Consider the following 16,014-nt stretch of genomic DNA (forward strand, 5'->3'; position numbering starts at 1 on the left):
GTCAGCTCCCTTCATACGATAAGACGCGAAACGCTTCGCCCGACACCAGCTTGCCGCTCGGCAGCCCGCAGTCGGGACATACGGCGACCGTCCGGTCCGGCACATACTCCAATCCGCACAGCACGCATACCGCCTTGGCCTCCTCCGTCTCCACCGTCAGCTCCGCCTCCTCCGTAAGCGGAGTCTCCCCGCCGGCCCGGAACATCAGGAAGGCCATCTGCAGCGCATCCGGCATGGCATTGGAGAGGGTGCCCACCAGCAGACGGACACCGGTGATCCGTTCGAGCCCTCTCTTCCGGGCGTCCCGCTGCACCAGGTCCAGCACGTCCCCCATCAGTGACAGCTCATGCATGGGCCTTCTCCTTCGGGGGCAGGCCAACTCTCCAGCCTCCGCCCTCCCGCCGGAGCGGATAGCGGACCGGGCTCCGGTCCTGCTCCTCCCAGCCGTAGCTGGAGCCGCAGCCGAAGCAGGACGCCGTGTCCGAGTAGGCGAGGTAATGCAGCAATTGCCCGCAATCCGGACACCTGCCGCTGTAGGCCGCCCAGCCTTCATCGGAGCTGCGGACCAACAGCGTTTCTCCGTTCGCCCACCGGTCCAGCACTTGATCTTGGTTGGATGCCGCCGGAAGCTCCAGCGGCACGAACACATAGCCGCTCCAATGGTCCCGGAGCCGGGACAGCTTCTCCAGGTCCCGCTCGACGAACGGGCCGGCCACCTCCCGAACGGTCTTAAAGAGCCCCGTGCCCAGCTCCTTCATGAATTGCCTGCGGTCCATGGCCGCCGCACCTCCAATCGCTGATCTGGCGGCACACCCGCTCCATCAGGGGAACCAGTGCCGCTTCGCCTGCCGGAGACAGACCGATGCCGAATTCCAGCGAACCCGGCTGCACACCGAACAGCACCATGCGGGACGGCAGGCGGTCCCGGATCCGGGCGGCGAACAGCACCTCCTGGAAGCCCAGCTGATGGACCGACATCTTGGCCCCGCAGTAGGCCGGGATGGCCTCGTCCCGAAGCTCATACAGGCTGCCCGGGGGCTGCCCTCCGTTGACCGCATCCAGGATGATGAGGCATTCCGCCTCCTCCACCGGCCCCAAGAGTCGGATGCCGTCTGTGGACCCCTCGACGATCTCCACGCCTTCCGTCTCCGCCAGCGCTCCCCGAAGCAGGGGAAGGACGTGGATGCCGATGCCCTCGTCCGTATACAAGGTGTTGCCGATGCCGATAACCGTTACAGCCGGGTTTACATTGGATCCCATTCTCAAGACTCCTCATCCCATAAAAATACCTTTTGCGAGCATACCAATCGCCTTACTCCCCGCGTCCGTGCTCCGCTTCGCCCTCTTGCCCCTCCGGCTCGTGGGTTTCCACCTTATCTTTCTTCTCGGTCTTGTAGCCGGTCAGGATGGAGCTCAGAGTGCCGTTGCGCTCCAGCCAATCCTCTCGGAAGGACAAGTAGACGTGGACGACGATGAACAAGATGAAGCCCCAAGCCACCCAGTGGTGCCAGGACCGGACCAGGAAGCTGGACCCGAACACGGCGGGCACCCAGCCGAACAACCGGGCCCAGAATGATTCCGGCTGCGGCTCGAAGTACAGGTAGAAGCCGGTGAAGATGGCCACGATGGAGCCGCCGCCGATCAGGAGCCAATAGGTCAGCTGCGCCAGCGGGTTATGCCCCGTGTAGTGGGGCTTCCGGTTGCGGAGCAGCAGATAGAACTTGATGCATTCCCACGTCTCCTCCCAGAAGGCCCGCTTCAGCGGGTTGGAGGTGGCGTAGCTGTTGCCCTTGAACACCCAGTACCAGCGGACCAGAAGATTCGCGGTGAACGCGAAGGCCGCGAAGAAATGAATGTACCGCACCCAGCCCATGACGTTCGAGTAAAAAGCTTCCTCCGCCACCGTAGCTCCCACGATGGGATTGCCGATATACAGGCCGGTGGCGATCAGGATCATAATGGCTAAGGCATTGATCATATGGAACACCCGTACGGGCAGCTCCCACACGTAAACCTTGATATACGAGCCGGACTGCTCCCGCATCCGGACCCGCCTTTTGCCGGCATGGACGATCTTGGATTTGGGATGATCCTCATCATGGCCGCCGTGCCCGGGAATTCTGGATTCCGGTATTGCCATCGCCTATCCCTCCCTATCCGATCCGGATCTCGACGGCGTCCTTGTTCTCCAGATCCGTCAGATGCACCGCGCAGGCGAGGCAGGGATCGAAGGAGTGGATGATCCGCAGAATTTCCAGCGGCTGGCTCTTATCCGCCACCGGCGTGCCGGTCAAGGCCGCCTCGTAGGCGCCGACCTGGTTTTTGCCGTCCCGGGGGGAGGCGTTCCAGGTGGAGGGCACCACGGCCTGGTAGTTGGCCGTCTTGCCGTCCTCGATGCGGATCCAGTGTCCCAGCGCGCCGCGCGGAGCCTCGATCCAGCCTACGCCCTGGGCCTTCTTCGGCCAGGTGGATGGCTCCCATTTGGCCTTGTTGAAGGTGGTCTGGTCGCCGTTCTTAATATTCTTCAAGAGCTCGTTCATATCGTCTCGCAGCCAGCCTCCGATGATCCGGGCCTCCAGGGACCGGGCCAGGGTGCGGCCCAGCGCCGACTTCAGGGCGCCGAGAGGCAGCCCCAGCGTCTTGAGCGCACCGTCGACGGACTGGACGAACTCCTCCTTCTTGGAGGCATAGCCCACCATCACGCGGGCCAGCGGTCCCGTCTCCATGGGGCGCTCCTTCCAGCGGGGCGTCTTCAGCCAGCTGTATTTCTCCTGCGTGTTGAGCTGGGAGTAGGCGCCCTTCGGACCCGTGTAGTGGAAGGTGGTCTCTCCCTCCCAAGGATGGCGTCCGCCGGTGGTTTGCCCGCCGTAGGTGTACCACGAATGGTCGATGAATTCCTTGATCTCCTCCGGGTTCTTCGGATCCACGGGCAGAATCTCGTTCAGATTGCCGCCCAGGATCACGCCCCGGGGCATCCGGTACATGCCGACGTCGCGAATATCTCCCTTGGAGAAGTCCCCGTAGCACAGATAATTGTCCAGTCCGCCCCCGTAGGTCCAATCCTTGTAGAAGGACCCGATGGCCATGACGTCCGGCAGGTACACCTTCTCCACGAAGGTCCGCGCGTCATCGATGAGCTGCGACACGTGCATCAGGCGCTCCGCATGGATGCCGTTGTCGCTGTTAATGTCGATGGGAGTGGCCATGCCGCCCACAAGGTAGTGGGGGTGGGGATTTTTGCCGCCGAAGATGGTGTGGATCTTGACGATCTCCTTCTGCCAGTCCAGCGCCTCCAGATAGTGGGCCACCGCCATCAGATTCGCCTCCGGAGGAAGCTTGTAGCCCTTGTGCCCCCAGTACCCGTTGGCGAAGATCCCCAGCTGTCCGCTGTCCACGATCCGCTTCACCTTGTCCTGCACGTCCTTGAAGTAGCCCGGGGACGACTTGGGCCAGTCGGAGATGGACTGAGCCAGCTTGCTGGTCGCCGCAGGGTCTGCCTTCAGCGCGTTTACCACATCCACCCAATCGAAGGCATGCAGATGGTAAAAATGCACCACATGGTCATGCAGCATGATGGCCCCGTTCATGATCTCCCGGATCAGGTGGGCGTTCCGCGGGATCTTGATGTCCAGCGCGTCCTCGACGGACCGGACGGCCGCCAGAGCATGAGTGGTGGTGCACACGCCGCAGATCCGCTGGACATACGCCCAGACGTCCCGGGGGTCCCGGTCCTTCACGATGAGCTCCAGCCCGCGGATGGCGGTGCCGGAGCTGAAGGCGTCCTTAATGACGCCGTTGTCAATATCGGCTTCTATTCTCAGGTGGCCCTCAATGCGGGTCACCGGGTCCACAACGATACGTTCCGCCATTAGGCGTCACCTCCTACATGATGGTTCGGCTGCTCGGGTACGGACTTCTTCGTCTTGCCGTCCGGTCCTGAGGCCGGCCGCTCCTCCAGATGCTTCTTCACGGCGGTGGCCCCTGCGTGTACCGCCACGCCTGCGGCGGCTGCACCCAACAGCGCCAGGCCCACATGGTCCGGGTTGGCCGTGGTCTGGGTTCCCGGCAGCTTGGACAGGCGCTCCGTGAACGGCCCCTGGTCCCAGAAGGCGCTCTCGGCGCAGCCGATGCAGGGATTGCCCGACTGGATCGGATAGCTGACCCCTCCGTTCCAGCGCATCTCGGCGCAGGAGCTGTACGTGGTAGGGCCCTTGCAGCCCAGCTTATAGAGGCAGTAGCCCTGCTTCAGCCCTTCGTCATCGAAGGATTCGGCGAACAGCCCGGCGTCGAAATAGGCTCTCCGGTTGCACTTGTCGTGAATCCGGTGGCGGTAGAAGGCCTTGGGCCGGCCGTGGGCGTCCAGCTCCGGAACCGCACCGAAGGTCAGGATATGGGCGATGACACCGGTCATGACCTCCGCGATAGGCGGGCAGCCCGGAACCTTGACCACCGTCTTGTCTTTCAAGATGTCCGTAATGGGCATGGCCCCCGTCGGATTGGGCGCCGCCGCCGCGATGCCGCCCCAGGAGGAGCAGGTGCCGTAGGCCAGCACCAGCTTGGCGTGCTTGGCCGTCTCGATCAGGATGTCCTTGGCGGACATCCCTCCGATCATCAGATACTCGGCATGGGCGGGCACGCTGCCCTCCACCGCCAGAATATATTCGCCCGCATAGTGCTCCATCACATGCTTGCGCGCTTCCTCCGCCTGATAGCCGGAGGGGGCCGACAGCACCTCGCTGTACTCCAGCGAGATCATGTCGAGCAGCACGCTCTCCAGCCGGGGGTGCGTCGTACGGATGAAGGACTCGGAGCAGCCCGTACAGTCCTGCATCTGCAGCCAAATGACCGGCACCCGCTTGCCGGTCTCCATAGCCCGAACCACCTTGGGCTCCTGGGACAGATCCAATCCCATGACCGCCGTCAGCGCCGTGCACATCTTCAAGAAATCCCGGCGGCTGAACCCCCGGTCCATAGCCGCCTTCCATATCGATGGATGTTCCGCCATTTTCCGCCCTCCTCGTGATGCAGATCCGGTCTGCATCGGGTTCCAGACTTTGTGAAAACCCTTACAAATGTGTCTTTTCTTCATCTTCTCATATTGCACCTCCTTCCGGTATCGGAAAAACAGGCAATCTCCTGCCGGGAAATTCCCGGCAAACAAAAAAACGCGCAGGGAAATTCCCTACACGTTCTTGTCCGAAATGATATTGTGCTTCAGGGCATAGCGCACCAGCTCCGAGCGCTTGGACACGCCCAGCTTCTCCTTCAGCCGCGTCTTGTAGGAGTCCACCGTCTTGATGCTGACGCTGAGCATCTCGGCGATCTCATGCTGCGTATGGCCCATGGCGATATGAAGCAGCACTTCCTTCTCCCGGGGGCTGAGCGCATCCTCCCCCTGGTCGGACTCCTGGGTCTCCTGAGCGTTCCGGCAGAAGCCGCCCAGGAGCGTCGGGTACACGTAGGACTCGCCCCCGAGCACCGTCCGGATGGCGATCAGCAGCTCCGTATCCACAGCCCGCTTCAGCACGTAGCCGGAGGCTCCGGCCTCCATGCTCTCCCTCCAGTAGGCGTCGTCGGAATACATGCTCAGGATCAGCACCCGGACTCGCCGGTTCCAGGACTTGATCTGACGGGTGGCCTCGATGCCGTCCAGCCCGGGCATGCTGACGTCCATAATGATCAGATCCGGCTCCAGCTCCTTGGCGAAGGCCACGGCCTCATCGCCCCTGCTGGCCTCTCCTACCACTTGAAAGGCCGGGTCGGCTTGGAGCATGCTCTTCAGTCCCGACCGAAACAGCGGATGGTCATCCGCCAACAGCACCCGCACCGCTTGCATACGCCTCTTCCTCCTCCACCGGCACATTCATGAAGACCGTCGTTCCGGTCCCTTCCCCCGACTCGATGCGGAGCGCGCCGTTCAGCAGAATGGCACGCTCCTCCATGCCTCTCAATCCCAGATTGTGCTTGGACGGGTCCCGCTCCAGCACATGCTCCACGTCAAAGCCCACTCCGTCATCCTCGATGATGACCGACAATCTGCTGTTCTTCCGGTTGACGATGACGCTGACGTTCCGGGCCTTGGCGTACCGGGCCACATTGGTCAGCGCCTCTTGAATCATGCGGTACACGGAGATCTCGATCTCCGACTGCAGCCGCCTGCCCTCCAGACCCAGGATGCATAGGTCCACATCCAGCCCGTATTTGGCCTGGTATTCCTCCATATAGCGCTCCAGGGCCTTGCTCAGGCCGTATTTGTCCAATACGGTAGGACGCAGCTGCCATGCCAGGTCATGGACCTCCTCCAGCGTCTCCTGGACCATGGTCCGAAGCTGCCGGATCTGCTCGGCGCGTTCCTCCTCGGTTTTCTTGTCCGAGAGGATGCTTAGGCCTAGCAGGAGCGAGGTTAAGGATTGGCTCGTCTCGTCATGGAGCTCCCGGGCGATCCGCTTGCGCTCCTCCTCCTGGGCCTCGATCACCTTGGCCAGCAGCTTCAGCCGCAGCTCCTCCTTCATCTTCAGCTCATGCCACAGCCGGAGGTTCTCCGCCGTAACGGCGATCTGCCCCGACAGCGATTCCATGATCCGTACGGTCTGCTCGTTCAAGGGAAGGTAGCTGCAGATGGCCATCTGCCCGATCCGGGCGTCCGGCGGGCCGATGGGGAACACGAGGTAATGAATGGAGACGATGGAGCAGTAGCAGTCCTTGCCCTGCAGCCGGGCGCACCGGTCACAGGGGCATTCCACGATCTTGTAGGGAAGATCCAGGCTCTCGCCCAGCACCTCCATCTGGATGACGGCGGAGTGCAGCTGCAGCCCTTCCACGGCTCGCTTGATGAACTGCTGGAGCATCGCCCGCAGCTCCTCCAGGGAACGGACCTGGGCCCCCAGCTCGTTCAGCAGCGCCAGCTCCCGGTTGCGAAGCAGGATCTCCTGCCGCTGCTCCAGGCGGTCCTTGCCGAACGCCGCCCGGGACAGTGCCAGTCCGGAGACGTCCAGGAACCACTTGCGGAGCATCAGGAGCCGGTTGGACCAGGGAATGCCTTTCATTCTGCGAAGGGATTGGAACATGAACAAAGCCCGCCTCCAAGTTGGATTCGATTCACGTATGCAGCCGATTAATAGCCAGATACGTTCATCTTACCCAGCCCCGCCCAACGATGATGTGAGCAATGTCACTAGAGTCAATCCCCGGAGAAACATCCGGTTCAGTGCATCCGCAGCTTCCCACTTCTCTCCCGGTACAGCAGAACAAGCAGGTATGGCGCTCCGATCACCGCCGCCACGATGCCTACGGGAACCTCCCGGGGGAGGATGACGATGCGGCCGATCATGTCCCCCACCAGCATCAAGTCGGCCCCTATCACAGCGGAGAGCGGAATGAGCCACCGGTGTTCCGCACCAGTCAGTCCTCTGGCGATCTGCGGGGCCAGCATGCCGATGAAGCCGATGGAGCCCACGGCCGAGACCGAAATGCCGGACAGGAGAACCGACAGCAGCATGAGCCCGGTCCGCCAGTTGACGACCCGAATGCCCAGGGAGAGGCCGGTCTCATCGCCCAGGCGCAGAATATCCAGCCTGCGGTGCTGGCTCCAGGCCAGAGGCACCAGAATGGCGATCCACGGCAGCAAGGACGTAACGTGAACCCACCTTCGGCTCCACAGGCTGCCCGTCATCCACAGCAGTGCGGATTGAATGTCTCCGGGATGCTTGACGATCCAATATTGAATCACGGCCTGAAAAGCCGCCCCCAGCGAGATGCCGATCAAGGCCAGCACCGAAGGCGGCAGGCTCATTCTCCGGCTGAGCAGGTATAAGAGGACGAAGGCCCCCACAGCCCCGGCAAAAGCAGCCGCCTGCAGCGCATAAGCCGGCGACCCCGGGAACAGGAAAATGACTGCGGCGGCCGCCAGTCCCGCCCCCTTCGTCACGCCGATCACATCGGGACTGGCCAAGGGGTTGCGGATCAGGCTTTGCAGTATGGCGCCCGCAACGGCCAAGCCGAACCCCGCCAGGATCGCGGTCAGAATCCGCGGGAGCCGAACCTCGTGGACGACGAACCATGAAGGGTTCGGCCGGTGCAGCAGGCTGGCCCCGATATCGCGGAGCGGAACCGTTACGGCTCCGACGCGCAGGGAGGCTGCCGTGAGAAGCGCCAACAGCAGAAGGGCGCCCGCCATCGCTACCGTCTTCCTCATGCTTTAGCCCCTCCCTTCCTGCGTGCCAGATAGATGAAGAAGGGAGCCCCTAGAGCCGAGGTCACGATCCCCACCGGAGACTCGTACGGAAAAGACAGCCAGCGGCTCGCCACATCCGCCGCCACCAGCAGTGCCCCTCCGAGCAGGGCGGTGAACGGCGCCAGAATCCCCAGCCGCCCTCCGACCAGCCTGCGGGCCATATGGGGAACCATCAGGCAGACGAACCCGATGGGCCCGCACAGCGCAACGGCGGAGCCGGACAGGAGCAGCACCAGGACCACGCCCGCCCCTCTGACGATGAGGAGCCGTTGTCCCAAGCCCGCCGCCACCTCCTCCTCCAGCAGCAGGAGACGGAAGGACGGCAGAAGGAGTGCGAGAGCTGCACCGCTTAACATACTGAAGGGCAGGAGCACCCTGACCTCGGTCCACCCGGCCTGGCTGACCGAGCCGGCCAGCCAGAAGAGAATGCTGTCGGTGGAATGCTGCTCCAGGAGAATCAGCCCCTCCGTCAGCGCGGCAAACAGGAAATGGACGGTGATGCCGGACAAGGCCAGCCGGACGGCATGGCCGGTTCCGTTCCCCGCCATGGACCAGATGAGCAGGGAGCTGGCCGCCGCTCCCAGGAAAGCCGCTCCTACCAAGCCCATGGGGGCCATATGCGGCATCAGCGCCAGGCAGGCGACCACCGCCAGCGATGCGCCTGCGTTGATGCCGAATACATGGGGCGAAGCCAAGGGATTGCGGGTCAGCAGCTGGGTCAGGAGTCCGGCCAATGCCAGCTGGGCTCCCGCCAGGCAGGCGGTCAGAGCCCGAGGCAGACGGAGCGTCTGGACGTACAGATGCTCCTTGCCGGAGCCCTGGTAAGTGACCGCCTCATACAGCACCCTCCAGGAGACGTCCGCGGCTCCCCACTTCAGACTGGCGATCAGGCCCAGCAGGAGCGCGGATACGGCTGCACCAAAAAGAAAGAGCAGCGGCCGGAACCGGCCCTGCTTTTCCTTCGTAAAGGCTGGATTCATCGATCTATTCTCCCAGATGCTTGGCCACGTCTTCCGCCATCTTCTCCGAGCCGATCAGGCCCCGGGAGAGGGACCAGTCCCGCCGCTCCACGTAGAAGACCTTGCCCTTCGCTACGGCGTCGATCTTGCTCCACAGCGGGTTGGACGCCCACGTCTTCTCGATGTTCTCCTTCTCGATCGGCATCAGGAACAAGGCCTCCGGATTGGCCTCCGAGAGCTGCTCCAGCGTCAGCTGCGGATATGCAGCCGTATTCTTGACGGGATCGGTGAAGCCCATCATGGCCAGGAACGATCCGGTGTAGGAATGGTCCGAGTGGGCGAAGAAGCCCTTCGGGTTCACCACGGCGGGAAGAGCCCGGAGGTTGGCCGCCTTCAGCTTTTTCTTCACGGCGTCGATCTTGGTCTGGTGCTCGGCCAGCCGCTTCTTCCCTTCCTCCGTCTTGCCCACGGCCTGGGCGATCAGCTCGTAATTCTTCAGCATCTGGCCGTAGTCGGCCTCGTAGTCGTTCAGAACAAGAACCGGGGCGATGGACTTCAGCTGCGGAATCGCATTCTTATGCTTGTTCAGATCCGCAATAATCAGATCCGGCTGAAGGGATCCGATCAGCTCCAGGTTCGGCTCGTAGCGGGAGCCCACCGATTTGTAGTCCTGCAGCTTGGATTTGACCTCGTCCATCAGGAGGGCGGCATTCCCGTCGTCCGCGACTCCTACGGGGCGGATGCCCAGCGTGACGAGGGTGTCGGTGAAGCTGAACTCCATGGCGACGATCCGCTCCGGCTTCTTCGCCAGCTCCAGAGTGCCCGCCGCATCCTGGACCGTAATCTTGCCTCCGCTCTTCTCCGCTGCCGGCGAAGAGGAGCCTGCCGCTCCCGATACCGGTTCGGATTTTGCCCCGCAGGCGGATAAAGCAATTGCAAGAATCGTGACCCCTAAACCTATGAATGTACGCTTTCCTATGTGCAGCATGTCGGTTCCTCCTGAGAATGATAATTATTCTCAGTGATTATATCCTATTCGTCCCTTGGGGAACATATCCAATCCTGTGATCCGGCATGTCTTATTCTAAGATTTGCACCATTTCCCGGAACCGATGCGGAGCTGTGCCTGCGATCTTCTTGAAGGTGCGGCTGAAGTGGAAATAATCGTTGAAGCCCGTCCTCTGGGCTACCTCCTTGGCGGACCAATCGGTCTGCTCCAGCAGCTGCTTGGCCTTGGCGATCCGCAGGCGGTTTAGATAGGGAACCAGGGAGGTTCCCGTCAGCTTTTTGAAGAGAACGGAATAATGGCCTTCGCTGATGCCCGCCCTTCGGGCCAGCATCGGTACGGTCAGCTTCATCATATAATGCTCGTGAATGTAGGACAGGGATTCCTCCACCGTATGGCCGGGGGAGCTGTCTGCGGGGGAACGGACGGTTTCGTACAGATAAATGAACAGGATCCGCTCCAGCATGAGCCGAAGCCGGAACCGGCGGGCGGCCTCCTCCCCTGACTCAACCGGAGCCGGCAGCTCCTGCTGGGTCCTCTCCATCTCCTCCAGCATGTAGAAAATTTTGATCTCGCTGGTGCTCTGCAGGGGGCCTTCCAGGCTCCACTCCATCGTATCCGGCAGCATCCCGTATCGGATGATGACATACTCCGCATCCCGGGTGGCCGGTACCTGGATCCGGAACGGCCCCTGTGCCGGGTGGCAGGCGTAAGCCTGGACGCACACTTTCGGCGGACCGCCACCGAAGGAGATGCCGATATGCCCCTTACGGACGACCACCAAGGCGTAGGTGCCGGGGCAGCATTCTTCCACATGGGTGCCGGAGTGGACGGAGATCCGGCGGAAGACGGGGATGGCTTCGTTCAAGCGGTCAAAATAGGCACTCATGGCAGGGTATCTCCTTGTACGGATGAATATGGGGTGCCTTCGTATGGCTCCTCATGTAAATGATAATGGTTATCACCCAAACGAACAAGGAGGATGTTGCGTATTTGCGCGCCGACTGTGGGTTTTAGCCCTCCTCTTGTCCCTGCGTGCGTCCCTTCCTCCTCATATAGACGACGCAGACGACCGCCACGATCAGCGGTACCGCCACATGGGCTGCGGCGAACGGCACGATGGCGAGACAGAACACGGCGGCCAGCAGGGCGGAGATCCGCCCCAGCGGGTCCCTCCACAAGAGCCGGACACAGGCCAGAGTGGAGATCACGTAGACGAAGATGCCCAAGGTGGTGGGGATCATGATAATCCGGTCGACGGAGATGTGGAAGACCGCTCCCGCCGCCAAGGTCAGGGAGTTGGTGACGAACATGAACCCCATGCTTCGGACGGGGGTCCCCTGCGCGTTCATCCGCCCGAACCAACGGGGGAATTTGTCCTCGATGGCCATGGAATAGCCCAGCCGGGCTGAGCTGGCCAGGAACACGTTGACCGTGCCCAGGCAGACGATGCAGGCGATGAGGGCGGTGGCTACGGCTGCATTGAAGCCGAGGGAGTCGCCCATCAGCTTGGCCAGCGGAGCCCCCTGCCCGCCTATGCCGTAGGTTCCCGTACCCACAGTCACCACGGAGAGCATGACGTAGACCGCCCCGATGATGATGAGGGACGTCCACATGCTCCGCATGACGTCCCGTTCCGGATGGCGGAATTCGGGCACCAGGTGGGTCATGGACTCCCAGCCGAAGCAGGCCCAGAAGATCAGCACGCAGGCTGCCCCGATGCCCCCCATGCCGTGGGGCGCGAAGGGTGTGAATCGCTCCGCCTCCACATGGGGCAGGGCGAACAGGATCGTCAGCACCAGAATGAGCAGAACGGCCCCGCTCAGGAACAGCGAGACCCGCCCGCTGGCCCTCATCCCCATCAGGTTGGTCAAGAGCGCCGCCACCAGAAACAGGAACGCCAGCCCGTGGTAGGCGAACTCCGGCAGGTGGAACACCTGCACCAGATAGCCGGAGCCGGTCAGGCCCACCACCGCCTGACCCGTGGAGACCCAGACGAAGAAGAACCATCCGACGATGGCGCTCCAGGTCCGGCCGAAGGCATGCTCCACGATGGTGGACAAGCCGCCGTAGTGCTTGTAGCGGAGCGACAGGCGTGCGAAGCAGAAGGCGATGGGTACGCTTACGAGGGACAGGATCACCCAGGACAGGATGGAGGCCGGTCCCGCCAGCTCCGCCGTATATCCCGGCAGGATCAGGATGCCGGAGCCGAGCACGGCTCCCATATACAAGGCGACCCCTTGGCTGAAGGTCACCGTCTTGCTCGATTGTTCCATGTCCTAACTCCCCCATGCCGGCCGAAGCCGTTTTCGATACTTTGGTTATACCATTTTTGACCAGGGGTCTGAATGGGGGAATGTGATCTTTCCATGGACTAAGGGTATGCGCCGGCCCACAGCCTATACAGCCGGCTCATGAAATGCAGGCAGTTAATGCAACCCTTCTGCCAGTTACCAACTAAGTACAACAAATCCAGTTCGTTTAAAGGATGCGGTAAATGGTGCTTCGGCGCGTCGGAGAACGGTTATGTAGGATGCGATACGTTCAATGAAGTTCGGTGACGCGAAGTTACCCTACGGAGGCGAAGCACCGTAGGGTAGCGAAGCGCTGATGGAGAAGTACGTTATAGGGTGGCGAAACGCCGCCAAATGGCAAAACGCCGCCAGACGGCATATTGCCGGCGGGCGACGTTTCGTGATCGTGCTGCGTCTGCCACAAGCGGCAGGTTGTTCCGCCATCAAGCGGCGGTGCGTTCCGCCACCGGACGGGCGCCCGCTTCCGTGCGGACGACGCTCCAGAGGATCAGCGCCAGCACCAGAAGCTGCGGCAGCGCCGTCTCCCAGCTGGCGTAGAGCCCGATGGACGGCAGCTCCGGAAGGGCGGACGCCTCGTGGGAGGGCAATCGTCCCGCCACCTGCAGAGCATGGAGGCTGACGCCCACGAACTTGAACGCCAGGTAATACAGCATGACCCCGGCGACCAGGAAGAAGGGGCGGACCGGCATCCGGGAGCCCAGCGCAACGATGACGTAGCCCACCGCCGCCAGAATCGCCAGCGCCACGCCGATGCCCAACGCCAGCTGGGAGGCGGAGATGGACGGCGCCATGCCCATGAAGAAGATCAGCGTCTCCGCTCCCTCCCGCATGACGGCGAGGAAGGACGTGGCCGCCAGGGACCACAGCGTGCCGCGGGCCAGCGAATCGCCGATGGAGCGGCTGACGAAGCGGTTCCACTCCTGCAGATGGGACTTCTTGTGCAGCCACGCGCCCACCGTCAGCATGAAGAGGACGGCCACGAGACCCGTCACGCCCTCAATCAGCTCGCGGGAGCTGCCGGCCATGAGGCCGGACAGGGCCATCTTCAGCACGGCTGCGAGCACGACGGAGACCAGAATGCCGGCCCAGGCGCCGGACCAGATCCACCGGCGCTTGTCGGCGTGGCCCGACCGCTTCAGGAAAGTGAGCAGCGCCACGATGACCAGGATGGCCTCGATGCCCTCCCGGAGGAGGATGAGCGCCGCATCCCAAGCCGTATAAGCGGAAGCGTCCGCGTAGGGCGCAAGCTCCGTCCGCAGCTCCTCCAGCTTGGCGGAGGCCTCCGCCAGCTTCGGAGGCTCGGAGAGCAGGAGCGATGGGATGGCGACCATCCGCGTTTCGATGCGGCTGTAGGCTTGGGACGAGCGGGTGGACACCTCCCCCTCCACCGACGGCCAAGCCGCGATGAAGCGGTCCATCTTGGCACCGGCGGCGGCGGCGTCGCCCGCCGACACGTCCTTGGCGGCCGCTTCGGTCAGAGCCAGCAGATCGGCGACGGACCGGATGCCCGTGCCATCCGCGGCAGCCGCCTCGTCCCCAGCGGCGGTCCCCGAGGCATAGGCGCCCAGGGCCGCGCTCAGCTCCTGCAGCTTCTCCCGGGCCTTGGCCGCCGCGAAGGGCTCTGTGTTCAGCGCGATCCGCGCACCGCTGATCTTGACCTCCATGCTTCCGTAGAGGGACGCGTTGTCCGACCGGACGGCCCCCTCCGCCTTGCCCCACGCGCCTACGAATTCCTCGAAGGCGCTCTTGGCTCCGGCGGAATCCCCGCTTCCGGCAGCGGCCAGGCTGCGCTCCACCAGCGGAAGCAGGCTCTTGACCTTGTCGCGGGCTTGCCCCCCGGCGGCGGTGCCATTCTCGGCCGTCAGGTAGCCGTCGGCCGCCTTGGCCAGCGCCGAGATGGCCTCGGAGGCCGCCTTCGGCGACTTGGCCGCGTCCTTCACGGCCCGCTTGGCCTCGTTCAGCCGGTCGGTGACGGCCTTGGCCTGCGCAGCCTTCGCGCCGCCTCCCGTGCCTGCAGCCGTCCAGGCCGCCTCGAACCGGCCCAAAGCGTCCGAGGCCCCCGTCCAATCGCCGTCGGAGGCATGGATCAGAGCCGAGCTGGCGGCGGCGATCAGCTCGCTGCCGTTGTCCGCAGCCGACACGGCGCCTGCGGACCCGAGGGCCATCATCAGGGCGGCGATCAGCGTGATGAGGAATCTTTTCATAATGTACGCCCCCTGAGAATCTAGAATAAGGTGTCCCCGATATAGCCGCCTTCCTTCACACCGGGCAAGCAGGCATAGAGGCCGCTGCCGACATGCACGATGTACTCGTTCAGGGCGTCCATAGCCCCCAGCTTCGCCTGCATGGGAATGAATTGGGCGGACGGGGTCCGGTTATAACAAATGAATAACAGACCGGCGTCCAGCTGCCCGGTCTTCAGATCCACGCCGTTGGAGTACGAGTACCCCCGGCGGTGGATGCGAACCTTGCCGTCCATGTGGGCCAGGGCCACGTGGGAATCGGCCGGCATCAGCGGCTTGCCCTTGGCATCCTTCTTCTCCGGCTCCACCGGGTCAAATTCGTTGTGCGCGCCAAGCGGCGCTCCACTGACCCGGTGCCTGCCGAAGGTGGCCTCCTGGTCGGCCAGCGTGGTCCGGTCCCACACCTCGATCCGCATCCGGATCCGGCGCATGACCATGTAGCTGCCTCCGGCCATCCAGCCCGGACCGTCGGAGGGTTGGACCCAGACCACCTCGTCCGCCGTCTTCTTATCCGAGACGTCCGGATTGTTGGTCCCGTCCTTGAAGCCCATCAGATTCCGCGGCGTCGCGCCCTTCGGATCGGCGGCACCCGTGCGCTGGAAGCCCTCCTGCACCCAGCGGAGCACCGCCTTGCCACGGGCGATCCGGGTCAGGTTCCGCAGGGCGTGGAAGGCAACCTGCGGGTCGCCGGCGCACACCTGGACCACCACGTCGCCGCCGGACCACTCCGGGCGGAGCTCGTCGCCGCCGAAGGGCGGCAGGTCCGCCAGCTCCTTCGGCTTCTTGGCGGCCAGGCCGTAGCGCTGGTCGAAGAAGGACACACCAAGGCCGAAGGTAATGCTGGTCTTGGCAGCCAAGAGCCCCATGGCCTCCCCCGTATCGGCCGGAGGCAGCAGGCTGTTGCCGCTCTCCTCCCCGGCACCTTCTCCCCGGACCAGACGGGCCGAGGCCCGAGTCCAGGCCTGGAACAGCTGCCGGACTTCCCCGATATCGGCCGCCGTCAGGTCAAACGCCCCCAGACAGACGAAATCCTGAGCCGGCGTCACGATCCCTGCTTGAACCGGCCCGTAGAAGGGAATGACGTCTCCTGCGCCGCCCGCCTCCGGCTTCGAAGCCGTGGCGGAGCGGACGCCCGCCAGTGCCGCGCCGCCTCCGGCGCCCAGCAGCAGGCCCAGGCCGCCCATTCCCGCCAGCTTCAGAGCATCCCGCCGGGACAGAGGCTGCTCGAACATACGCTTCTCACCGGACTCTCCCATGG

At 63.4% G+C, this 16,014-nt stretch carries 15 protein-coding genes; all 15 read right to left on the bottom strand.

Going from position 1 to position 16,014, the window contains the following annotated elements; genetic code table 11:
- Position 1: 1 nt before the first annotated feature.
- On the bottom strand, positions 2 to 352 hold the full coding sequence (locus tag ACSEXW_RS03725; protein WP_438444747.1) for a hydrogenase maturation nickel metallochaperone HypA/HybF: 351 nt from the start codon (positions 350 to 352) through the stop codon (positions 2 to 4).
- The gene (locus ACSEXW_RS03730; protein WP_438444748.1) at positions 345 to 776 is read right to left on the bottom strand and encodes a hypothetical protein; all 432 of its coding nucleotides are present in this window, start codon (positions 774 to 776) and stop codon (positions 345 to 347) included. Before ACSEXW_RS03730 ends, ACSEXW_RS03725 begins: the two co-directional genes overlap by 8 nt.
- Entirely contained in the window at positions 730 to 1,260 is a 531-nt protein-coding gene (locus ACSEXW_RS03735) for a HyaD/HybD family hydrogenase maturation endopeptidase (RefSeq protein WP_438444749.1), read from the bottom strand. The genes ACSEXW_RS03730 and ACSEXW_RS03735 overlap by 47 nt, the downstream gene beginning before the upstream one ends.
- A 52-nt stretch (positions 1,261 to 1,312) precedes the next feature.
- Positions 1,313 to 2,044 (bottom strand): Ni/Fe-hydrogenase, b-type cytochrome subunit, encoded by a 732-nt coding sequence (gene cybH / locus ACSEXW_RS03740; RefSeq protein ID WP_438444842.1) that lies wholly within the window; start codon positions 2,042 to 2,044, stop codon positions 1,313 to 1,315.
- A 109-nt stretch (positions 2,045 to 2,153) separates the two neighbouring features.
- Positions 2,154 to 3,869 carry a nickel-dependent hydrogenase large subunit gene (locus ACSEXW_RS03745; protein WP_438444750.1) on the bottom strand — a complete coding sequence of 572 codons (1,716 nt, stop codon included), beginning with the start codon at positions 3,867 to 3,869 and terminating at the stop codon, positions 2,154 to 2,156.
- Positions 3,869 to 5,005: a hydrogenase small subunit gene (locus ACSEXW_RS03750; protein WP_438444751.1), complete on the bottom strand. Its 1,137-nt coding sequence runs from the start codon at positions 5,003 to 5,005 to the stop codon at positions 3,869 to 3,871. Before ACSEXW_RS03750 ends, ACSEXW_RS03745 begins: the two co-directional genes overlap by 1 nt.
- Before the next feature lie 177 nt (positions 5,006 to 5,182).
- Positions 5,183 to 5,836: a response regulator transcription factor gene (locus tag ACSEXW_RS03755; RefSeq protein ID WP_438444752.1), complete on the bottom strand. Its 654-nt coding sequence runs from the start codon at positions 5,834 to 5,836 to the stop codon at positions 5,183 to 5,185.
- Positions 5,805 to 7,067: a sensor histidine kinase gene (locus ACSEXW_RS03760; RefSeq protein WP_438444753.1), complete on the bottom strand. Its 1,263-nt coding sequence runs from the start codon at positions 7,065 to 7,067 to the stop codon at positions 5,805 to 5,807. Before ACSEXW_RS03760 ends, ACSEXW_RS03755 begins: the two co-directional genes overlap by 32 nt.
- 137 nt (positions 7,068 to 7,204) lie before the next feature.
- On the bottom strand, positions 7,205 to 8,194 hold the full coding sequence (locus ACSEXW_RS03765; protein ID WP_438444754.1) for a FecCD family ABC transporter permease: 990 nt from the start codon (positions 8,192 to 8,194) through the stop codon (positions 7,205 to 7,207).
- Positions 8,191 to 9,213, bottom strand: a complete 1,023-nt coding sequence (locus ACSEXW_RS03770; protein WP_438444755.1) for a FecCD family ABC transporter permease — start codon at positions 9,211 to 9,213, stop codon at positions 8,191 to 8,193. Before ACSEXW_RS03770 ends, ACSEXW_RS03765 begins: the two co-directional genes overlap by 4 nt.
- A gap of 4 nt (positions 9,214 to 9,217) precedes the next feature.
- Positions 9,218 to 10,180 carry an ABC transporter substrate-binding protein gene (locus ACSEXW_RS03775; protein ID WP_438444756.1) on the bottom strand — a complete coding sequence of 321 codons (963 nt, stop codon included), beginning with the start codon at positions 10,178 to 10,180 and terminating at the stop codon, positions 9,218 to 9,220.
- A gap of 91 nt (positions 10,181 to 10,271) precedes the next feature.
- On the bottom strand, positions 10,272 to 11,087 hold the full coding sequence (locus ACSEXW_RS03780) for a helix-turn-helix transcriptional regulator (RefSeq protein WP_438444757.1): 816 nt from the start codon (positions 11,085 to 11,087) through the stop codon (positions 10,272 to 10,274).
- A 124-nt stretch (positions 11,088 to 11,211) separates the two neighbouring features.
- Positions 11,212 to 12,474: an APC family permease gene (locus ACSEXW_RS03785; protein WP_438444758.1), complete on the bottom strand. Its 1,263-nt coding sequence runs from the start codon at positions 12,472 to 12,474 to the stop codon at positions 11,212 to 11,214.
- A 461-nt stretch (positions 12,475 to 12,935) separates the two neighbouring features.
- On the bottom strand, positions 12,936 to 14,717 hold the full coding sequence (locus tag ACSEXW_RS03790; protein ID WP_438444759.1) for an FTR1 family iron permease: 1,782 nt from the start codon (positions 14,715 to 14,717) through the stop codon (positions 12,936 to 12,938).
- Between the two features lie 20 nt (positions 14,718 to 14,737).
- On the bottom strand, positions 14,738 to 16,012 hold the full coding sequence (efeB, locus tag ACSEXW_RS03795; protein ID WP_438444760.1) for an iron uptake transporter deferrochelatase/peroxidase subunit: 1,275 nt from the start codon (positions 16,010 to 16,012) through the stop codon (positions 14,738 to 14,740).
- Positions 16,013 to 16,014 lie beyond the last annotated feature (2 nt).

The organism is Oryzibacillus soli, from assembly GCF_051594765.1.
Taxonomy (GTDB): domain Bacteria; phylum Bacillota; class Bacilli; order Paenibacillales; family NBRC-103111; genus Paenibacillus_AR.

Coding starts and splice junctions, on each gene's coding strand:
- ACSEXW_RS03775 (WP_438444756.1), bottom strand. CDS start 10,180: ATGCTGCACATAGGAAAGCGTACATTCATAGGTTTAGGGGTCACGATT.
- ACSEXW_RS03760 (WP_438444753.1), bottom strand. CDS start 7,067: ATGTTCCAATCCCTTCGCAGAATGAAAGGCATTCCCTGGTCCAACCGG.
- ACSEXW_RS03725 (WP_438444747.1), bottom strand. CDS start 352: ATGCATGAGCTGTCACTGATGGGGGACGTGCTGGACCTGGTGCAGCGG.
- cybH (WP_438444842.1), bottom strand. CDS start 2,044: ATGCGGGAGCAGTCCGGCTCGTATATCAAGGTTTACGTGTGGGAGCTG.
- ACSEXW_RS03770 (WP_438444755.1), bottom strand. CDS start 9,213: ATGAATCCAGCCTTTACGAAGGAAAAGCAGGGCCGGTTCCGGCCGCTG.
- ACSEXW_RS03730 (WP_438444748.1), bottom strand. CDS start 776: ATGGACCGCAGGCAATTCATGAAGGAGCTGGGCACGGGGCTCTTTAAG.
- ACSEXW_RS03765 (WP_438444754.1), bottom strand. CDS start 8,194: ATGAGGAAGACGGTAGCGATGGCGGGCGCCCTTCTGCTGTTGGCGCTT.
- ACSEXW_RS03780 (WP_438444757.1), bottom strand. CDS start 11,087: ATGAGTGCCTATTTTGACCGCTTGAACGAAGCCATCCCCGTCTTCCGC.
- ACSEXW_RS03735 (WP_438444749.1), bottom strand. CDS start 1,260: ATGGGATCCAATGTAAACCCGGCTGTAACGGTTATCGGCATCGGCAAC.
- efeB (WP_438444760.1), bottom strand. CDS start 16,012: ATGGGAGAGTCCGGTGAGAAGCGTATGTTCGAGCAGCCTCTGTCCCGG.
- ACSEXW_RS03785 (WP_438444758.1), bottom strand. CDS start 12,474: ATGGAACAATCGAGCAAGACGGTGACCTTCAGCCAAGGGGTCGCCTTG.
- ACSEXW_RS03745 (WP_438444750.1), bottom strand. CDS start 3,869: ATGGCGGAACGTATCGTTGTGGACCCGGTGACCCGCATTGAGGGCCAC.
- ACSEXW_RS03755 (WP_438444752.1), bottom strand. CDS start 5,836: ATGCAAGCGGTGCGGGTGCTGTTGGCGGATGACCATCCGCTGTTTCGG.
- ACSEXW_RS03790 (WP_438444759.1), bottom strand. CDS start 14,717: ATGAAAAGATTCCTCATCACGCTGATCGCCGCCCTGATGATGGCCCTC.
- ACSEXW_RS03750 (WP_438444751.1), bottom strand. CDS start 5,005: ATGGCGGAACATCCATCGATATGGAAGGCGGCTATGGACCGGGGGTTC.